Here is a 20,058-nt window from a genome sequence, read left to right as displayed (position 1 = left end):
GGCCGTCCCTACCCGCGGCCGTGCACGTGCCACTATCGCGTGGAGGCTACTTAGGCTTTTTCGCCGTCACCCAGCAGTTGATGGTGGCATCTTGCACTTCGGTGCCGTTGGCGTCGGTCAGCACGATGTGGACGGGAAAATCTACGCCACCAGTCTCCGGTGTGATGGTGGAGAAGTCCGGCAACTCAGCCTTGGCCACAGCCGTCAGACCACCAACGGAGATGCGCTTGTAGTTCGTCGTCATGCCCTTTGGCACCCAGCGATGCGTTGTCGGCACGCTGGCCTCACAGAGCATGCCCATCGCGAATTCAGCGAGGTTACACGCAGCAATCGCATGCACGGACTTAATGTGATTACGCACGCCCCACCAAGCGGGCATATGCGCTACCGCCAGTCCAGGCTGCATCGTCTCTAGCTTGGGGCAGATTGTGCGGAAATATGGCGCCGTCAACGCGGCGGCTAAGGAAAATAGACGCTTGCCGACGACTGGAGTCGCAGCCAATTTCTTCCACATGCGGAATGTTTGAGTCTCTGCCATGTGTCAAGAGTAAAGCCCCAGTACCGGCGGCGATGCCGGTTTCTGAAAAATTTAATCAGGGGAGGCTTGCAGCCGCGGTCAAACAGGGAGCCGGTGCACAGGTAGGGCCTTCGCAGAGCGGCCAGGCTTGCTCGTACCTGTGCCGATACCTGATTAGTTCAGGTTCAGACCACGCTGGATGAACCAGGTCACCGGGTCGACCGGGGTGGTGCCATCCGGGTGAATCTCGAAGTGGAGGTGCGTACCGGTGGAGAAGCCGCGGTTGCCCATACCGGCGATGACCTGACCAGCTCGGACAGCTTCTCCGACAGCAACGTAGATGGACTCGATGTGGCCGTAGACGGAAACAGAGCCGTCGTCATGGCGAACGCGAATCCACTGGCCGTAGCCCTGAGCCGGGCCGGCATCGATAACAGTGCCGTCCATGACGGACATGATTGGGGTGTTGGTGACGTTAGCCAGGTCGACACCGTAGTGGAAGGTTCCCCAGCGTGGACCGAACGGTGAGGTCAGCAGCCCCACGGTCGGGATGGAGAGCTTCGGAGCGCGGGCAGCCTGGTCGCGAGCAACGCGCTCCTGGTTGTACTGCAACGCCGTAGCGAGGTGGTCGCTGAGGTTAGTGCTCGGATTGAAGGAGCTGGAGGCCAGCACCATCGGAGCATTGTTCTTCGGCTGAGCAGCGCGGGTCTGAGTCGAAGCTGAGTCCTCCGGAGCCTTATTCTCGGTCTCGGCTGCGTGGGCGACCGCGTTGGAAGAAGCGATCGTCGATGCGGACAGCGCGACCAGTGCTGCGCGAGAAGTTGCGGAAACCTCTACCTTGCGGTGCTTTCCGCCTCCGCGACGAGCATTGAAAAACGTCACTTCAATCTCCCTGCCAACGAAACTCTTTGTAACCCAACTGTTATCTAACTTCTGCGATAATAACGGTTCGATATAGGGCAAGCAACTCATATTTAGAGAACTTGTTCACTAATTTGTCAGTTTCAGTTCAATAGAGCCGTGCTGCGACCGTGGGGCTGTTGTCTTGTATCGCGGATCCGGTGAAGCGCAACCGGTGTGTTGCCAGGGGCTTTATGGCGGATGCCCCTTAATCGAGGGGGCGGGTAGGGAGGTCGGCAAGTAGTTTCCGGGTGAACTAAGGGTGTGGTCGCGGGGGTGACAAAAGGTAACCCATCGACGTTGACAAATGGAAACCAACGGCGAAGCCACTTTGGGGGGACAGCGGAGGAGATCGGACTCAACGGATACCGTCCGTCCTGGGATCCGTACCTTCAAATTAGACTCTGCAATGCCTAAACAAAGAGGCGTTGTATGTATGGCACTATATGGCCATGGCTGTGACGCACCCTTGCGTGGCACCCTATCTATATAGGTGGGCAATCAGCTGTCAATGATTAGAAGCGGGAAGGACGATGTCACTGTGAAAGGCGCGGATTCGCGGAGAGGTTCCTCCGGTAGCGATCGAAATCGGCGAAGCCGCACCGGTGCCGGTGGCAGCGGCGGTGGTTCCCGTAGCGTCCGCAGTGAGCACAGTGAGCGCACTGCCCGCGCATGGCAGAACACGCAGGCCGGTCGGACTGGCGGTGCGCGCAGCGTCGGTGCCGACAGCAATCGAGGCGCCACGACGAAGATGAAAGCGGGGGGCTCCGGAACGTCGTCACGCAAGGGGCGCCCCTCGGGGTTCCGTCGTTTCATTAACTCGCCTCGTACACGCCGGTTTGGGCTGTCTGTTGCCGGTTCTTACGGCGTCGTATTGCTGTTCATCATCTCGGTAGCTCTGATTGGCGTCATCGTCAGCGGCGCTGGAATGTCTCCGCTTCCAGCGAGTATCGCGTCGCTGTGGATGATGTTTAACCTTGCCCCGTTCCGCTTTAACGGCACGACGCTGGGGCTCACGCCGGCGCTACCCGCAGTGCTGATGGTGGCATTCATCGCTTGGCGGGTGCGCCGCGAGGTCGCTGACCGCATCAGCATCAAGGATGTGCGCGCGTTGGTCGGCGCGTATCTGGGCACGCCCATTGTTCTCACCATCATCGCGTGGCTCATGCTTTACGACGCGTCGAAGGTGTTTCCCCGCGTTCAGACCCCTAGTTTCGGCCTTGCGATTGCAGCCGCGCTGCTTGTAAATCTCGTGGCCTTGGTGCTGGGAATGGGGCAGCGGTTGCTGCGTGCACTACTGCTGCGCCGGAAGCTGCCGGAGTGGTTGCTCGGGTCGGCCCGTCTGGCGGGCAGCTACGTGGCATGGCTGTGGCTGGCCGGTGTTGTGGTGACACTCGTTTCGCTGATTTGGCATCGAGAGTTGCTGGCAGAGACATTTGCAATCACGGATACCGTCGGTGAAAGTGTTGCGGTCAGCGGCCTCTCGCTGCTGTACCTGCCAAATGTGGCCTTCGGTGCTGTCGGTGTGCTGGTGGGCGGAAAATCGACGTTTGGGCCAGCGGAGGCTGGGCTGTTCGCAGTGCACCCGGCTCAGCTGCCACCGCTGCCGATTTTGGCTGCCATGCCTCAGTCGCTGGTGCACTGGGCTTTCGGAGTGCTGATTGTGCTACCGCCAGCCGTTGCGGCTTGGCGCGTCGTGGCATTCCTGAAGAAATCTGCACCGAAGCAGCCCTACCTGGTCGTCGTTCTCGCTGCCGTGTGGTCGATCATCTTCCTCATGGGGCTGGCTTGGCTGCTCGGCGGTGAGGTTGGCATCTTTGGGTGGGCCGGTGCCTCCTGGTGGCTGACTGGACTGCTCGGCTCGATGTGGCTGCTTGTTCCGGGGGCCATCGTGGTTGTTGCGATGACCGGTGTGCCGTCACTTGGTAGGGACAAGGGAGTCTCGGAAGTGGCCGCAGAAAAGTTCCCGCCGAAGCCTGCGGGAGATGGAAACGGTCATGCTGAGGCTGAGGATGCCGGCGACGCCGATAAGTCCGACAATGACGGGAGCGGTTCGGAGGAGTCGGAGGAGATTGTCGACGGGGAAGTCGTAGCGACCTCCGAAGACGAAGCCGAGTCCGACACAGAGGAGGAATCAGAGTCCGGTGCTGAGTCTGAAGATGCTTCAGAAGACGCTGAAGAATCGGAGGACTCTGAAGAGGATTCGGAAAGCGCCGCAGGCGGAGAAGAACCGAGCGAAGTGGATGCGACCGATGAGGACGAATCCGATGAGGACACCGAAGACTCGGAGGAGGGCGGCGACGGGGAGCCGTCGTCAAGCCAAAAGAGCTAAGCCAACTTAGGGGGAGCGGAATTTGGGGTCTCTGTCGGGCTGGGTAAGCTAAACGCCGTGACTGAAGCACAGCCCGTCGCAGAAATTTCGCACAATAATTCCTCCAGCAAGCAGCTCCGCATCGTAGTCCTGGCCTCTGGCCTGGGCTCCCTTTTGCAGTCGATGCTGGAACTGCTGGACGTTGAAAAGGTTCAGATTGTCGCGGTTGGTTCGGACAAGGATTGTCCGGCGCTGGAGAGGGCTCAAAACCTCAATATCCCAACTTTTCGGGTGCCTTTCGATGCTGAGGCAAAGACGGACCGAGAAGGTTGGGATATTCGTGTTTTAGAGGCCGTGAACAGTTTTTCGCCGGATATCGTTGTCTCGGCGGGTTTCATGCGCATTCTGGGGCCATCATTTGTGGAGGCCTACAGCAATCGCATCATTAATACGCACCCAGCGCTGCTGCCGTCCTTCCCAGGGGCGCGTGCGGTACCGGATGCACTTGACTACGGGGTGAAGGTCACCGGCACGACCGTGCATATCGTTGATAATGGAGTGGACACCGGGCCGATTCTGGCGCAACAGCCAGTGGCCGTCGAGGACGACGACACGGTGGAGACCCTGCACGAACGAATCAAGGTTGTCGAACGCCGACTCCTGGTTGATGTATTGCACTCGATTGCCGATCACGGAATTGAGCGTGACGGACGAAAGGCTTATCTGAAATGACCAACGACAACACGCAGCGTAAACCGATCAAGCGCGCTCTGATTAGCGTCTACGACAAGACTGGGCTCGAGGAGCTGGCTCGCGACCTGCACGAGGCTGGCGTGGAAATCGTTTCCACCGGTTCCACGGCTGGCAAGATTGCTGCAGCTGGCGTGCCTGTGACCCCGGTTGAGGATCTCACTGGTTTCCCGGAGTGCCTCGAGGGCCGTGTGAAGACCCTGCACCCGCGTGTTCACGCCGGCATTCTGGCTGATACCCGCAAGGAAGACCACCTGGCTCAGCTGAAGGAGCTCGGTGTGGAGGCTTTCCAGCTCGTTGTCGTTAACCTGTACCCGTTCCGTGAGACCGTTGCCTCGGGCGCTTCCTACGACGAGTGCGTGGAGCAGATCGACATCGGAGGCCCGTCGATGGTTCGCGCTGCGGCGAAGAACCACCCGTCGGTTGCTATCGTGGTCGACCCGGCTCGCTACGGCGATGTCGCTACCGCCGTGAAGGAAGGCGGCTTCACCCTGGAGCAGCGCCGTGAGTTCGCTCGTGACGCATTCCTGCACACCGCCGATTACGACGCAGCTGTGTCCAACTGGTTTGTTGAGCAGCTCGGTGGCGCTGAGGGGGCCACCCCGACTCCGCTGCGCTACGGCGAGAACTCTCACCAGTCGGCAACTCTGACCCGCATTGGTACCAAGGGGCTGGCTAACGCCAAGCAGCTGAACGGCAAGGAGATGTCGTACAACAACTACCAGGATGCCGACGCCGCATGGCGTGCCGCCTGGGATCATGAGCGTCCGTGTGTGGCAATTATCAAGCACGCTAACCCGTGCGGTATCGCAGTCTCGGATGAGTCCATCGCCGCAGCTCACCGCGCTGCTCACGCATGTGACCCGATGTCCGCGTTCGGTGGCGTCATCGCCGTCAACCGCGAGGTCTCCGTTGAGATGGCCGAGCAGGTCAAGGACATCTTCACCGAGGTCATCGTCGCTCCGTCCTACGAAGACGGTGCCGTTGAGGTACTGAAGGCCAAGAAGAATCTGCGTATTCTCGTCGCCGAGTACGAAGCACCGACCGCAGAGAACAAGTTCATCTCGGGTGGTCTGCTTACCCAGGATCCGGATACCTACCAGGCAGAGGGCGATAAGCCGGAGAACTGGGAGCTGGCAACCGGCGAGGCATTGAATGCTGAAGAGCTGGCTGAGCTCGAGTTTGCATGGCGCTCCGTCCGCGCCGTGAAGTCCAACGCCATCCTGCTGTCCAAGAACAACGCCACCGTCGGCGTCGGCATGGGCCAGGTCAACCGCGTGGACTCCGCAAAGCTCGCCGTTGAGCGCGCAAATACGCTTGCCGACGGAGAAAACCGTACTCAGGGAGCCTACGCTGCGTCCGATGCCTTCTTTCCGTTCGCTGACGGCCTGCAGGTCCTGATTGATGCCGGTGTGAAGGCAGTTGTCCAGCCAGGTGGCTCCATCCGTGACGAAGAGGTCATCGCTGCTGCCAAGGAAGCTGGCGTCACCATGTACATGACTGGTACACGCCACTTCTTCCACTAATTCTTTCACGGGCTAAGGGCTAACCGCCGAGGTGCTAACTGTCACTTCGGCGGTTTTTCTCTACCCGGACGTGTGGGGACCTGTGGGCGAGGATGTGTGTCTGTTGTCGAGCCGTGGTCTATGTGAACACACGCTGAGGGCGGGCGCTGGTGGTAATTATGCAGACGAAATGGCTCCAATGCGTTTAACATAAGGGCTTATGTCACGTAGAACCGAAGCGCGACGGCGTCGAGAAGCAGAGATTCTCTCCGCTGCTGCTGCGATCCTGGCCGACCGAGGGTTTCATCAGACTCGGTTGGAGGATGTTGGCTCCGCTGTTGGCATTTCTGGCCCAGCTCTTTACCGCTACTTCAGCGGCAAGGAAGAGCTGTTGGCGCAGATCCTCATCGATATTTCTATCCGACTTGTCGATGGTGCGCGAGCAGTTCTCGATCGAGCAAAGAGCAATGATTGGGGTCCAGAGGAGACTCTTCGGGGCCTCCTTGCGCATCACGTGCATTTTGCAGTCACGGAGCCCGATCGCATTCGTGTCCAAGAACGCGAAGGCGGAAATCTAGCGCCAGAGCAGAGCGCAAAAGTGCGTTCCTTGCAGCGTCTTTACATGGTCTTATGGGTGGACGCTCTGCGTGAACTACAGCCCGAACTCACCTCCGACGAGGCGCAGCTTAAAGTCCAGCTCACCGCTGGGTTGATTAACTCTTCCAGACATGTGCTCAAATGGGCGGGGCCCGAGGTGACAAGGGAAAATGCCTTTGAGATGGCCCTTGCTGCGCTGGGCATTAACAACCAATAATCCGTATTTATTCTTGTGCCGTCTGGCCTCACTGTGCTCAGCAGTGTGAGGTCAGGCGGTTTTATTGTGTGGAGCGGTCGGTCTTATCCAAGTGAATTTACCCCCGAAACAGATTTCTAGGACAAACTTAAATCTCTATTGGAAACATGTTGTGACCTCAGGGAGGGGTGTGTACTTCAAGCTGTCTGAAAGGCATCCGGGGGTAAAAGTATGACCTAGGAAACAAAACTTGTTGTGAAGTGACTGTGGTCACATTAACCTTTCCGTCAAGAAAGTTAATAGTCATTAACGGAAAGTATTTCGCCCATGACTCACGCCCCAGCATTGACCAACCGACAGCGCCACGAAGAGCTCGTCGCAGAGCTCAAAGAGTTGCTCAGCACGACAGCACGCGGTGGTTCCGAACGTGCCCGTGCTCGCCATATTTCCCGCGGTAAGCTGCTGCCACGTCAGCGCATCAACCAACTGCTTGACCCCGGCAGCCCTTTCCTTGAGGTCGCACCTCTAGCGGCCCACGAAATGTATGGCGGCAAGGTTCCGGCTGCTGGCGTCATCGCCGGCATTGGCATCATCGAAGGTCGTCGCTGCCTGGTTGTAGCCAATGACGCAACCGTTTCCGGCGGAACGTACTACCCGTTGACTGTCAAGAAGCACCTGCGCGCACAGGAGATTGCCAGCCTTAACCACTTGCCGTGCATTTACCTGGTCGACTCCGGCGGGGCCATGCTTCTCAACCAGGATGAAGTTTTCCCTGATCGCGATCATTTCGGTCGCATTTTCTACAACCAGGCCAACCTCTCCGCTCGCGGGATTCCGCAGATTGCCGCCGTGATGGGATCCTGTACCGCCGGGGGCGCATACGTGCCGGCGATGAGCGATGAAGCGGTCATTGTGAAAAACCAGGGCACCATCTTCCTGGCAGGCCCACCACTGGTTAAGGCTGCAACTGGTGAAGATGTCACACCAGAGGAACTCGGTGGCGGCGAACTGCACTCCAAGACCTCCGGCGTTACTGACCATCTCGCAGTTAACGATGCCGACGCACTGCGTCGTGTCCGCGATATCGTCGCAACGCTCCCCAAGGACCCGGAAGTTCCGTGGGACACAGAGCCCACCGTCGCGCCGACTCGCAACCAGACCGATCTTTACGATGTCGTCCCCGTCGATGCCAAAGTGCCTTACGACGTTCACGAGGTCATTGAAATTATTGTGGATGGAGGCCAATACCAGGAGTTCAAGGCCGAATTTGGTACGACCCTGGTCACTGCTTTCGCCCGCATTCACGGGCACCGCGTCGGCATTATCGCCAACAACGGCATTCTCTTCGCGGAATCTGCACAGAAGGGCGCGCACTTCATCGAGCTGTGTGATCAGCGCGGCATCCCACTGGTATTCCTGCAGAACACCACGGGCTTCATGGTTGGTCGCGAATACGAGGCCGGCGGTATCGCAAAGCACGGCGCCAAGATGGTCAACGCCGTGGCTACCACCCGCGTGCCCAAGTTCACCGTAGTCATCGGCGGTGCCTTCGGCGCCGGCAACTACTCCATGTGCGGTCGCGCATATTCGCCGCGCTTCCTCTGGATGTGGCCGAATGCTCGCATTTCCGTCATGGGCGGTCCACAGGCGGCGATGACGCTGTCGACGGTTCGTCGCAACCAGATTGAACGCTCAGGTGAGAGCTGGTCGCAGGAAGACCAGGAGGAGTTTGAAGCTCCGATCCGCGAGCAGTTTGAGCGCCAGTCGCACTGCTATTACTCATCGGCTCGCCTGTGGGATGACGGTGTCATCGATCCCGCAGATACCCGCCGAATTCTTGGCATGGCCCTCGATGTGGCAAGTGGCGCGCCCCTGGATGAACAGGGCTTCGGCATCTTCCGCATGTAGTAACCAGCTAAAAACTCTCGACACCGCATTTTCTGGAAAGGAAACACAGGGCACATGACAGCGCACAACACGCAGCCCCACGCAGCTGGCGGCAGCCTGAGTACCGTATTGGTCGCAAACCGCGGGGAGATTGCCTGCCGCATTATTCGAACCCTTCGTGACAACGGAATTCGCTCCGTCGCGGTTTACTCGGATGCCGATGCCGACGCCCCTCACGTCCGCATGGCGGATATGGCCATCCACATTGGCCCATCTCCGGCACGCGAGTCCTATCTGGTTATCGACAAGATTATCGATGCCGCTCGCCGCTGCGACGCAGACGGAATCCACCCCGGTTACGGCTTTCTGTCTGAAAACGCAGACTTCGCGACCGCCTGTGAGGAAGCAGGTATTGAATTCATTGGCCCACCGGCCAGCGCCATCAACATCATGGGTGACAAAATCTCCGCCCGCGCTGCCGTCGAAGCCCGCGATGTTCCCACCGTGCCGGGTCTTTCTCGCCCCGGGCTTAGCGACGAGGACCTCATTGAGGCAGCCCCATCGATTGGCTTTCCTGTACTGATTAAGCCGTCGGCAGGCGGTGGTGGCAAGGGGATGCACCGCGTGGAAAATGCTGCTGACCTGCCGGCGGCACTCGCAACAGCTCGTCGTGAAGCGGCGGGTGCCTTCGGCGATGACTCCCTGTTCATCGAGCACTTCGTCGACACCCCGCGGCATATCGAGGTGCAGATTCTCGCAGATAAACACGGCAATGTAATCCACTTGGGCGAGCGTGAGTGCTCGCTGCAGCGACGCCATCAGAAGGTCATCGAGGAAGCGCCGAGCCCTCTGCTGGATGAGGAAACGCGCAGCGCAATTGGTGAAGCGGCCTGTGACGCGGCACGCTCGGTTGGCTACGTCGGCGCGGGCACGGTGGAGTTCATTGTGCCGGCGAAGGACCCGTCGTCGTTCTTCTTCATGGAGATGAATACGCGCCTGCAGGTTGAGCACCCCGTGACTGAGCAGGTCACCGGCCTGGATCTGGTGGCGCTGCAGGTTGACATTGCCTCGGGACGCCCACTGCCGGTTGCTCAGGAAGATGTAACTCTTACCGGTCACTCGATTGAAGCTCGCGTGTATGCCGAAGACCCGGCGGCGGGTTTCCTGCCCACCGGTGGCACGGTCACACGTGTCGTCGAGCCGAGCGGGGTGGGAATCCGGGTGGATTCCGGCATTGTCGACGGTTCCGAGGTCTCATCTCTCTATGATCCGATGTTGATGAAGATCATCTCCTACGGTGAAAACCGTGAGCAGGCGCTCGAGCGGCTGGACCGGGCGCTCGGAGACACCGTTGTCGCAGGTGTCGGTGTCAATATCGACTTTTGTCGCTACCTGCTGAACGTCCCCGAGGTTCGCGTCGGCGATCTTGATACCGGTCTGCTCGACCGTGTGGCGGAAGGCTTCGCCACCTCCGAAACACCGGACGATGTCTACCTCGCCGCTGCGATGGACTGGCTGACTTCTCGCTTTGAAGAGGCCACCGACTCGCCGTGGCTGACCCCGGACGGCTGGCGCGCCAGTACCCCGGCCGCGCAGCGCATCCGCTTCGGAACGGGGGAGGACTCGCGTCTGATCTCGATTGTGGGCACGCCGTCGAGCGCCGACGTCATCGTTGGTGATGTGGTCGCGGGCCTGTCCGCCGAGGCGGAGAACGAAGAGATCGACGTTCCAGAACCGCGAAACTACAAGGTTTCGGTCTACCGCGACGGGGAACACCTGCGCATCGTCCGCGACGGTGTCGCACAGCACTTCCTGGTCGAGACCATCGACAATGCGGGGGCTGCGAACCGTGAAGAATACGTCGTCGCCGGCGCTCACGGCACGTGGGTGCTGCCTCGCACCGAGGTAGTCACCACCGGAGCCGAAGCCGATGCCGGAGGCTCGGGAGTCATCCAAGCTCCGATGCCCGGCGCGATTATCGCGTTGGCGGTGGAGGAGGGAACCCGCGTCGAAGTTGGTGATGCTCTGTTGGTCATGGAGGCCATGAAGATGGAGCACACTCTCACTGCCGAAATTGCGGGTGAGGTCAGCTTCACCGTCGCGCCGGGCGATCAGGTCACCGGTGACCAGCAGCTGGCGGTCATCACTGTGGCCGAAGCCGAGGAATAAAAACCCACACGAAACGCACCAACCAGGTCTAACGCCAATCAAGTCCCACACCTACAAAATCTTTTAAGGAGCACTCATCATGTCCGAAAGCACCAAGATTGCAACCGCCATCCTCGACGACGAATACGTGGAACTGCAGAAAGTAGTTCGCGAATTTGCCAACGAAGTTGTCGACCCGGTTTCCGCCGAGCACGACCGCAACCACACTTTCCCGTACGAGATTGTCTCGCAGATGGGCGAAATGGGCCTGTTCGGTCTGCCATTCCCCGAGGAAGTCGGTGGCATGGGCGGTGACTACCTGTCCTTCGGTATCGCCCTGGAGGAGCTGGCTAAAGTCGATCAGTCGGTCGCTATCACCCTGGAAGCCGGCGTTGGTTTGGGCGCCATGCCAATCTTCCACTTCGGCAATGACAAGCAGAAGGAGACCTACCTGCCCGAGCTGACTGCTGGTAAGAAGCTCGCTGGCTTTGGTCTCACCGAGCCGGATGCAGGTTCCGACGCCGGCGCCACCCGCACCACAGCCCGTGAAGACGGCGATGATTTCGTCATCAACGGCGCCAAGCAGTTCATCACCAACTCCGGCACGGATATTACTTCGCTGGTTACTGTCACCGCAGTCACCGGCCAGAAGGAAGATGGCAAGAAGGAGATTTCTACCATCATCGTGCCGAGTGGCACGGAGGGCTTTGTCGCGGAACCGGCTTACGACAAGGTCGGTTGGAATGCCTCCGACACCCACCCACTGACCTTCACCGATGTTCGCGTCCCGCAGGAGAACCTGCTGGGCACCCGTGGTCGCGGCTTCGCTAACTTCCTGTCCATCTTGGCCGAGGGGCGTGTCGCAATCGCAGCGCTTGCCACCGGTGCTGCGCAGGGTTGTGTTGATGAGTCGGTTCGCCACGCCAAGGAACGTCACTCCATGGGCCGTGCAATCGGCGAGTACCAGGCTGTTTCCTTCAAGATTGCCCGTATGGAAGCGCGTGCGCATGCCGCACGGATGGCGTGGTACGACGCAGCCGCAAAGATGGCCGCGGGCGCAGAGTTCCGTCGTGAAGCGTACATCGCCAAGATGATTGCCTCGGAGGCTGCGATGGACAACGCGCGCGACGCGACGCAGATTTTCGGCGGCTACGGGTTCATGAACGAGTACCGCGTGGCACGCCACTACCGCGACTCCAAGATCCTGGAGATCGGCGAGGGCACCACCGAAGTGCAGCTCATGCTAATCGCGCGCGGATTGGGGCTGTAAAAATGGCTGACAACAACGCAACCGAAGTCACCCGCGACGTCGTGCAGCGCGGACTGTGGTTCGAAGAGTACGAGGTTGGCGCGCGTTACCTGCACCGTCCGGGGCGAACCGTCACTGAAACCGATGATGTCCTCTTCACGACGCTGACCATGAACACCCAGCCATTGCATCTGGATGCGCACTGGTCGAGCCAGCAGCCGGGATTCGGAGGCGAGCGCCTGGTCAATTCGATGTGGACGCTGTCGACGGTTGTCGGGCTGTCTGTCGGGCAGCTGACGCTCGGCACCATCGTCGCCAACCTCGGCTTCACCGAAGTGGCGTTTCCCGCACCGATGTTCCACGGCGACACCCTGTACGCAGAGACCGTCTGCCGTAACAAGCGTCTGTCCAAGTCCCGCCCCAACCAGGGCATTGTCGAGCTTGAGCACATCGGACGCAATCAGGACGGCACTGTCGTCTGCCGCGCAGTCCGTTCCACGCTCGTCCAATGCGCACCGACTTCGCTTGACGACGGCTCCGAGAACGCAGCTTCAGCGGGGAAGTGAGTGGCCCATGTCTACGCATAACTCCTGGCAGCCGCTGGGCCCTGCAATTCTGTTTGCGCCGGCAGACAGGCCGGAACGATTCGCTAAAGCTGCTGACCGTGCCGACATGGTGATTCTGGACCTGGAGGACGGCTGTCGCGCAGAAAACCGTGAGGCCGCCCGCGAGGCTATCGCCTCCTGTGACCTCGACCCGGCCCGCACGATTGTGCGTGTCAATCCACCGGAGGTTGAGGACTACGCAGCGGATATTGACATGCTGCGTGGCACCGCTTTCCGCCAGGTGATGCTGCCCAAGGCTTCATCGGCTCAGCAAGTGGATGAGTTGGTAGCGGCACTGGGGGAGAAGACCCAGGTCATTGCCCTTATTGAAACTCCGCTTGGGGTCATGCGCGCCGAAGAGCTGGCGCAGGCCGATGGTGTCGTTGCACTGTTCTGGGGCGCAGAGGACCTGGTGGCGGGATTGGCGGGAACGTCATCACGCTTTAGCGAAGCAGAGGCTGCACTCGTGCCGGGCCGTATCCATGCGGGTAGCTACCGCAGTGTGGCGGTACATACCCGCAGCCACGTTCACCTGGCTGCAGCGGCGCACGGTAAGGCCAGTCTGGATTCCATCTACGTCAATATCTCCGACGCGAATGGGCTAGCTGCGGAGGCCGCAGATGCCGCTGCGTTGGGATTTGCCGCCACCGTCTGTATCCACCCCGGTCAGGTCCCGACAATCCGCCAGGCTTACCGCCCCAGCGACGAGGAGATTGACTGGGCGCGTCGGCTCTTGGCGGAAGCGGAAGAGAACACCGGCGCCTTCAGCTTTGGCGGCCAGATGGTGGATGCGCCGCTCTTCCGTCAAGCAGAAGCCATTGCTCGGCGAGCTGCCGTAACCGGTTAGTCCCACGGCCGGTAACGACCACTGATTTATCCCCCTAAAGAACACATTTTCCTCTCACACACTCCGCACTCTGCGGAGTCACTTAAACCAAGGAGAACTCCCCATGACCGCGACATTGAAGAACCACGCAGAACAGCGCACTGCTGATCCTTCGAAGCTGCCGGAGGGCTTCACCACTGTGCCGGCGCCATACGGCAAGGATGTTGTCGATGCCGATGGCAACAAGATGAGCCACGTGTTCGGCGCCGGTGTCGAGCAAGGTGCCGCTCCACTTCGCGATGAGACCCTCGGTGAGAACCTGCGTGCGATTGTGGAGAAATTCCCTTCCCGCGACGCCGTCGTTGACGTCTACGCGGATGTCTCCTTTACCTTTGAGCGTTTCTACAACCGAGTTTTGCGCCTGGCCAGCGCTTTCATCCGGGAGGGCTACCGTCCAGGAGACCGCATCGGCATTTGGTCTACCAACCGATGGGAGTGGACCGTGGTGCAGTACGCCTGCCACCACATCGGCTTGGTGCTGGTCAACATCAACCCGGCTTACCGCCAGCACGAGCTGAACTACGTGCTGGAAAAGGCAGGTGTGCGTATGGTGTTTGCCGCTCGCCGCTACAAGGACTCCGATTACCGAACCATGCTGATCGAGGCCTCCAAGCAGCGCGGTGTGCGCCTGGACAAGGTCATCTACTTCGGTTCGTCCGAATGGTACGAGCACATGCACAGCGAGATCGACGACCTGAGCGAGTACACCTCCCAGCTGAAACCGGATGATCCAATCAACATCCAGTTCACCTCGGGCACGACAGGCTTTCCCAAGGGCGCTACGCTAACGCACCGCAACCTGCTGAACAATGGATACTTCATCGGTGAGCTGTTGGGCTACACCGAGACCGACCGCATCTGTGTGCCGGTGCCGTTCTTCCACACCTTCGGCATGGTGATTGGCACCTTCGCCGCCTTCACCCACGGTGCCGCTATTGTCATCCCGGCCCCGTCGTTTAAGGCGCGTGAAACACTCAAGGCTGTGCACTCGGCCAAGGCCACCAGCCTCTACGGCGTGCCGACGATGTTCATCAATGAGCTTGAAGAAGCTCATGATCAGGAGGAATACGGATCCCCTTACGACCTGTCGCTGCTGCGCACAGGTGTGATGGCAGGTACCTCGTGCCCGTCGAAGACCATGCGTGATGTGATGGACAAACTCAATATGCACGAGATTGCCATCTGTTACGGCATGACGGAGACCTCGCCGGTGTCCTTCCAGACCCGCGCGGATTCTCCGCTGGAAAAGCGCGTCAACACCGTCGGCCAAATCATGCCGCACTTGGAAGCCCGCATCATTTGTGAAGAAACGGGTGAGACGCTGCCGCGAGGCGAACAGGGCGAGGTTGTCGTTCGCGGATACTCCGTTATGAAGGAGTACTGGGAACACCCGGAAAAAACCGCCGAGGCCATCGACGCCGACGGCTGGATGCACACCGGCGACTTGGGTGTGCTTGACGACGAGGGCTACCTGTCCATCACCGGACGTATTAAGGACATGCTCATCCGTGGCGGTGAGAACATCTACCCGCGCGAAATTGAAGAGTTCCTGTTCACCCACCCGGCTGTCGTCGATGCGCAGGTCATCGGTGTGCCGGATGACAAGTACGGCGAAGAGATCATGGCATGGGTAATTCTGCACGACGATGTGGAAGACCTCACCGCTGACGATGTGGCGGCCTTTGCCCACGGCAAGCTGTCGCGTCACAAGATTCCGCGCTACGTCCACGTCGTCGAAGAGTTCCCGATGACCGCGTCGGGCAAGGTCCGCAAGGTCGAGATGCGTGAGATGGCTCCGCGAATCCTGGGCTGGGTGTAGAACAATGTCAAAAACAACTGATCAGACCGGCCGAGAGCTTGTCGCAGGCCTTGTCACTGATGGAATGACCCTGGCAGTCGGCGGTTTCGGCCTTTGCGGTGTGCCATATACCCTCATCGAAGGCGTGCGCGACTCCGGGGCAAAAGACCTCACCATCGTGTCCAACAACATGGGCATTGACGGTACTGGACTCGGCATTCTGCTGGAGAACAAACAGGTGGCAAAGGTAGTGGCCTCCTACGTCGGCGAGAACAAGGAGTTTGCCCGCCAGTACCTCGAAGGAGAAATCGAGGTGGAGTTCACCCCTCAGGGAACTCTGGCTGAGCGGCTTCGCGCAGGGGGCGCAGGTATTCCGGCGTTCTACACCGCAACCGGCGTCGGTACGCTCGTTGCAGAGGGCAAGCCCCACGCCGACTTCGACGGACAGACCTACGTGCAGGAGCGTGGCATCGTTGCCGACATCGGCCTGGTGCACGCCTACCACGGCGATATTGACGGCAACCTTGTCTATCGCCGGACCGCGCAGAACTTCAACCCGCTGTGCGCAGCATCCGGCAAGGTGACCGTTGCAGAGGTGGAGTACTTGCTTGGCCGCGGCGAGATCGACCCGGATCTGGTGATGACTCCGGGTGTGTATATCCAGCACATCGTTCGCGGTGGCGGACGCGAGAAGCTCATTGAAAAGCGCACAACTCGGCCACGCAATACCGATTCCAGCCACGATGCCGGTGACGCGGCAGCAGGGGAGGAGATTTAAATGGCACCTGCGAAGACAATTATGGACAAGGGCTGGAGCCGTGACGAGATGGCACAGCAAGCCGCTGAAGAGCTGCGCGATGGCGACTATGTGAATCTGGGTATCGGCATTCCGACACTGGTGGCAAACCATATTCCCGAAGGCGTGCGCGTTCTGCTGCAGAGTGAAAACGGAATTCTGGGAATGGGTGCCTTCCCATATGAAGGCGAAGAGGATGCTGACCTCATCAATGCGGGGAAGCAGACCGTGACATTGGTGCCGGGCGCGGCAATCTTCGACTCCGCCACCAGTTTCGGCATGATTCGCGGCGGTGCCGTGAAAATGGCCGTGTTGGGTGCGATGGAGGTGAGCCAGTGCGGTGACCTGGCCAATTGGATGATTCCGGGAAAGATGGTCAAGGGCATGGGCGGTGCGATGGACTTGGTCGCCGGTACCCCTCGAGTGGTGGTTTTGACCGATCATGTTTCCAAGGATGGCAAACCAAAATTGGTAAAAGCCTGCGAACTGCCCCTCACAGGTGCAAAAGTAGTGAAAAGGATTATTAGCAACCTGGGAAGCTTCGATGTCGCTGATGATCACCTGGTGCTACGCAGGCTGGCACCTGGGGTGACGCTGGCAGATATCGAGGCCAACACCGAAGCCGCATACGTGGTTGACCTCGAGAATTAAATACGCAGCAATCATGGTCAGTCCACACTCATCAGTTTTGACTTAGGAGAATCCATCCATGAGTAACCTTCCAGCTCCCAGCCCGAATGATGTCGTTATCCTCGCTGGTGCCCGCACCCCGCAGGGCAAGCTGCTCGGTCAGCTGGCACCGCTTACTTCCGTCGAACTTGGCGCTCATGCTGTCAAGCACGCTGTCCAGCGTTCCGGCGTTGCCCCGGAAGAGGTTCAGCACGTCGTTCTGGGCCAGGTGATTCTCGCAGGTGCTGGCCAGAACCCGGCTCGACAGGTCGCCATTAAGGCAGGTCTGCCATGGAATACGACTGCTGAGATCGTTAACAAGGTCTGCCTCTCGGGCCTAAACGCTGTCATTCACGCCGCTCGCTTGATTCGTCTCGGTGATGCAGACGTCGTTGTTGCAGGTGGTCAGGAGTCCATGACGCACGCTCCGCACGTTGCACGCGGTGTTCGTCAGGGCAAGTCCTTCGGTGCGCTGAAGCTGGAGGACACCTTGGAGCGCGACGGTCTGGTCGACTCCTTCGATGGTGTGTCCATGGGTACGCTTACCGACGGTCCGAACAGCGACCTCGGCATTAGCCGCGAGCAGCAGGACGAGGTTGCGGCCGCTTCTCACCAGCGTGCGGCTAAGGCGCAGGAAGACGGTATTTTCGCGCAGGAAATCGCTCCAATCGAGATTCCGCAGCGCAAGGGTGACCCGGTAGTTGTCGACACCGACCAGGGCATTCGCCCAGAGGCCACGGTGGAGACCCTGGCTAAGCTGCGTCCGGTCTTCCTGAAGGAAAACGGCACCATCACTGCCGGTAACTCCTCGCCGATTTCCGACGGTGCCGCAGCAGTTGTGCTGGCATCGCGTGCTTACGCAGAAAAGCACGGCCTGGACTACCTCGCAGTTGTGGGCAAGGCTGGCCAGACCGCAGGTCCGGATAACTCCCTGCACGCTCAGCCTGCGGACTCTTTGAAGGAGGCCCTGCGTCGCGCTGAGTGGGACGCGCAGGAGCTCGACTTCATCGAGATCAACGAGGCATTTGGTGCGGTGGCCGTCAAGTCCCTGCGTGAGCTGGACTACCCGCTGGAGAAGACCAACATCCACGGTGGCGCGATTGCCCTCGGCCATCCGATTGGCTGCTCTGGTGCCCGCCTGACTCTGACCGCTGCGATGGAGCTGAACCGTCGCGGTTCGGGTCGCGCTGGTGTGTCCCTGTGCGGTGGCGGCGGTCAGGGCGATGCGCTGCTGCTGTACCGCGACTAATCGCCAAAGGCTGAAAACTCAGCAAGCCCGCGTTGTGGTTTCCCCTCTATGGATGCCACAACGCGGGTTTTGTTGTCTCCTGGGGGAGCCCCTGCGCGAAGGTGATTCGAGTTTTCAATTAGGTTAGGAGCTATGACAGGCTTTAGCTCCCTCGATGGTGAACAGACCTTCCCTTGGCTTCCCTCTGGCCCGGCGCTACTCTTCGCCCCGGCTGACCGTCCGGAACGTTTCCAGAAAGCTGCTGAACGATCGGACATGGTCATCATTGACCTGGAAGACGGCGCTGCCGTTGACAATCACGAGCAGGCACGTGCGAACATCATCAACAATCCGCTCGACCCGGAGACGACTATTCTTCGGATCACCGGTCCCGGGACTCCGACCTTCGCGGAGGATGTCGCCTTTGCCCGTGCATGTGATTACGACATCGTCATGGTGCCCAAGATTCGAGACTCCATCCCCGCAGAGCTCGAGGGGTTGAAGATCATCGCGATGATTGAAACCCCGCAGGCCATGATTAATATCCAGCAGATTGCCATGCACCCGGACGTTGTGGGTCTGTTCTGGGGTGCCGAAGACCTGACCGCCGAACTCGGCGGGGTGTCCTCGCGCCAGAGTGTGGATGAAAACCCTCGTCGCCACTACCGCGATCCGCAGCGATTGGCTCGTGCACTCGTTCAGGTGCATGCAGCTGCGGCGGGTATTGCCGCCATTGATGCCGTTCATACTGACTTTCGCGATGAGCTCGGCCAGTACCTAGAGGCTCTCGATGCCGTGGGCTGTGGTTTCCTGGCTACGGCCTGCATCCACCCGGCGATGGTGCCGCCGGTGCGCAAGGCATATAAGCCGTCGGAAGCAACGCTCGCCCGCGCCCGGAAGATTGTCGATCACGCAGGTACGCACACTGGCGCCTTTCAGCTCGATGGCGAGATGATTGACGCGCCCGTCGTAAAGCAGGCGGTGGCAGCGCTCGCGCGTGCGGGAATTACGGAGTAACTAGCGGCGGGATTTCGCCAGGTTCTCGGTGACCTTCCGATCGATGCGGCCGAAGTTGTAGTACGCCGCACAAGCGCCTTCGGGGGAGACCATGCAGGTGCCGATGGGGGTCGCCGGGGTGCAGGCAGTGCCGAAGACCGCGCACTGCCAGGGCTTGATGTGGCCGGTGAGCACAGAACCGCATTCGCAGGTCACGGGATCTGGGATACGGCGCCCCGGCACCTGGAAACGACGCTCGGCGTCGAATGCCGCGTATTCCTCAGAGATGCCGAGGCCGGAGTTTTCAATCCAGCCGAGGCCACGCCACTCGAAGGTGTCGCGGAGAGAAAAGACGCGGTCCATAAGTTTCTGCGCGGTGGTGTTGCCGGAGGAGCGAACGACGCGCGCGTACTGGTTGTCCACCCGCGACTTACCGGCAGCAACGTCGCCGCTGACGAATTGATCCAGCAGCATGACGACGGCCTGGAGCACATCCAATGGCTCAAAACCGGTGACCGCCACTGGCAGATTGAACTCGCGCGGCAGGAACTCAAAGGCGTCCGTGCCGGTGGTTGTAGCCACGTGACCTGGGCCGATGAAACCATCGACCTTGGTTTCGCCGCCGTTGACGATGGCGCGCAGTGGCGGCTCGATGAGTACGTGGTTGGAAAATACGGAGAAGTTTTCCACCCCCTGCCGGCGCGCGGCCTCAACGGTCACGGCAGTCGACGGGGCGGTTGTCTCAAACCCGACGGCGAAGAAAACGACCTGCTTATCGGGGTTATCGGTGGCAATCTTCAGCGCGTCGAGAGGCGAGTAGACAAAGCGCACATTGGCGCCGCGCGCACGTGCCTGCATCAGCGACGTTTCGGACCCCGGAACACGCATCATGTCGCCGAAGGTCGTGAAAATGACGTCTTCTTGCTGTGCCAGCCAAATGGCATCGTCGACGCGGCCCATGGGGATGACGCAGACGGGGCAGCCGGGCCCGTGGATCAGCTCGATGTTCTCGGGTAGGAG

The 20,058-nt window shown here is 59.9% G+C and carries 17 protein-coding genes; 14 read left to right on the top strand and 3 right to left on the bottom strand.

The window, feature by feature from the left end:
- Positions 1–46 precede the first annotated feature (46 nt).
- Both ADB02_RS07270 and ADB02_RS07265 read right to left on the bottom strand, forming a co-directional pair.
- Positions 47–538: a hotdog fold domain-containing protein gene (locus tag ADB02_RS07270; RefSeq protein ID WP_049190290.1), complete on the bottom strand. Its 492-nt coding sequence runs from the start codon at positions 536–538 to the stop codon at positions 47–49.
- Between the two features lie 153 nt (positions 539–691).
- Positions 692–1,399, bottom strand: coding sequence for a M23 family metallopeptidase (locus tag ADB02_RS07265; protein WP_049190289.1), 708 nt, complete (start codon positions 1,397–1,399; stop codon positions 692–694).
- 529 nt (positions 1,400–1,928) lie between these two features.
- Between ADB02_RS07265 and ADB02_RS07260 the strand changes: the two genes are divergently transcribed.
- From ADB02_RS07260 to ADB02_RS07195, 14 genes are all read left to right on the top strand, one after another.
- Positions 1,929–3,749, top strand: a complete 1,821-nt coding sequence (locus ADB02_RS07260) for a DUF6350 family protein (RefSeq protein ID WP_049190287.1) — start codon at positions 1,929–1,931, stop codon at positions 3,747–3,749.
- A 57-nt stretch (positions 3,750–3,806) separates the two neighbouring features.
- Positions 3,807–4,460 (top strand): phosphoribosylglycinamide formyltransferase, encoded by a 654-nt coding sequence (purN, locus tag ADB02_RS07255; protein ID WP_049190285.1) that lies wholly within the window; start codon positions 3,807–3,809, stop codon positions 4,458–4,460.
- Complete coding sequence (gene purH, locus ADB02_RS07250; protein WP_049190281.1) at positions 4,457–6,004, top strand: bifunctional phosphoribosylaminoimidazolecarboxamide formyltransferase/IMP cyclohydrolase; 1,548 nt, start codon at positions 4,457–4,459, stop codon at positions 6,002–6,004. The genes purN and purH overlap by 4 nt, the downstream gene beginning before the upstream one ends.
- A gap of 199 nt (positions 6,005–6,203) precedes the next feature.
- Positions 6,204–6,797, top strand: coding sequence for a TetR/AcrR family transcriptional regulator (locus ADB02_RS07245; protein ID WP_049190277.1), 594 nt, complete (start codon positions 6,204–6,206; stop codon positions 6,795–6,797).
- Positions 6,798–7,103: 306 nt separating this feature from the next.
- A complete protein-coding gene (locus ADB02_RS07240) occupies positions 7,104–8,684 on the top strand; it encodes a carboxyl transferase domain-containing protein (protein WP_049182293.1) in 1,581 nt (526 codons plus the stop codon).
- A 54-nt stretch (positions 8,685–8,738) separates the two neighbouring features.
- Entirely contained in the window at positions 8,739–10,832 is a 2,094-nt protein-coding gene (locus ADB02_RS07235) for an acetyl-CoA carboxylase biotin carboxylase subunit (protein ID WP_049190276.1), read from the top strand.
- Between the two features lie 79 nt (positions 10,833–10,911).
- Positions 10,912–12,081 (top strand): acyl-CoA dehydrogenase family protein, encoded by a 1,170-nt coding sequence (locus ADB02_RS07230; protein ID WP_048731615.1) that lies wholly within the window; start codon positions 10,912–10,914, stop codon positions 12,079–12,081.
- A 2-nt stretch (positions 12,082–12,083) separates the two neighbouring features.
- Entirely contained in the window at positions 12,084–12,626 is a 543-nt protein-coding gene (locus tag ADB02_RS07225) for a MaoC family dehydratase (protein ID WP_016422172.1), read from the top strand.
- Positions 12,627–12,633: 7 nt separating this feature from the next.
- Positions 12,634–13,512 (top strand): HpcH/HpaI aldolase/citrate lyase family protein, encoded by an 879-nt coding sequence (locus ADB02_RS07220; protein WP_049182288.1) that lies wholly within the window; start codon positions 12,634–12,636, stop codon positions 13,510–13,512.
- A 103-nt stretch (positions 13,513–13,615) separates the two neighbouring features.
- Positions 13,616–15,370 (top strand): AMP-binding protein, encoded by a 1,755-nt coding sequence (locus ADB02_RS07215; RefSeq protein ID WP_038627856.1) that lies wholly within the window; start codon positions 13,616–13,618, stop codon positions 15,368–15,370.
- A gap of 4 nt (positions 15,371–15,374) precedes the next feature.
- Complete coding sequence (locus ADB02_RS11780; protein ID WP_049190273.1) at positions 15,375–16,127, top strand: CoA transferase subunit A; 753 nt, start codon at positions 15,375–15,377, stop codon at positions 16,125–16,127.
- Positions 16,128–16,796, top strand: coding sequence for a CoA transferase subunit B (locus tag ADB02_RS11775; RefSeq protein WP_005509864.1), 669 nt, complete (start codon positions 16,128–16,130; stop codon positions 16,794–16,796).
- A 58-nt stretch (positions 16,797–16,854) separates the two neighbouring features.
- A complete protein-coding gene (locus ADB02_RS07200) occupies positions 16,855–18,063 on the top strand; it encodes an acetyl-CoA C-acetyltransferase (protein ID WP_049190271.1) in 1,209 nt (402 codons plus the stop codon).
- A gap of 132 nt (positions 18,064–18,195) precedes the next feature.
- Positions 18,196–19,059 (top strand): HpcH/HpaI aldolase/citrate lyase family protein, encoded by an 864-nt coding sequence (locus ADB02_RS07195; protein WP_049190269.1) that lies wholly within the window; start codon positions 18,196–18,198, stop codon positions 19,057–19,059.
- On the opposite strand, the gene hypD is transcribed toward ADB02_RS07195, so the two are convergent.
- The coding region (hypD, locus tag ADB02_RS07190) for a hydrogenase formation protein HypD (protein WP_049190267.1) at positions 19,060–20,058 on the bottom strand (999 nt) is incomplete at its 5' end.

It is taken from the genome of Corynebacterium sp. 212_CJEI, from assembly GCF_001055915.1.
In the GTDB taxonomy this organism is placed as follows: Bacteria; Actinomycetota; Actinomycetes; order Mycobacteriales; family Mycobacteriaceae; genus Corynebacterium; species Corynebacterium jeikeium_D.
The sequence above is the reverse complement of the archived record's forward strand: the minus strand, read 5'-3'. Positions and strand labels throughout refer to the sequence as shown.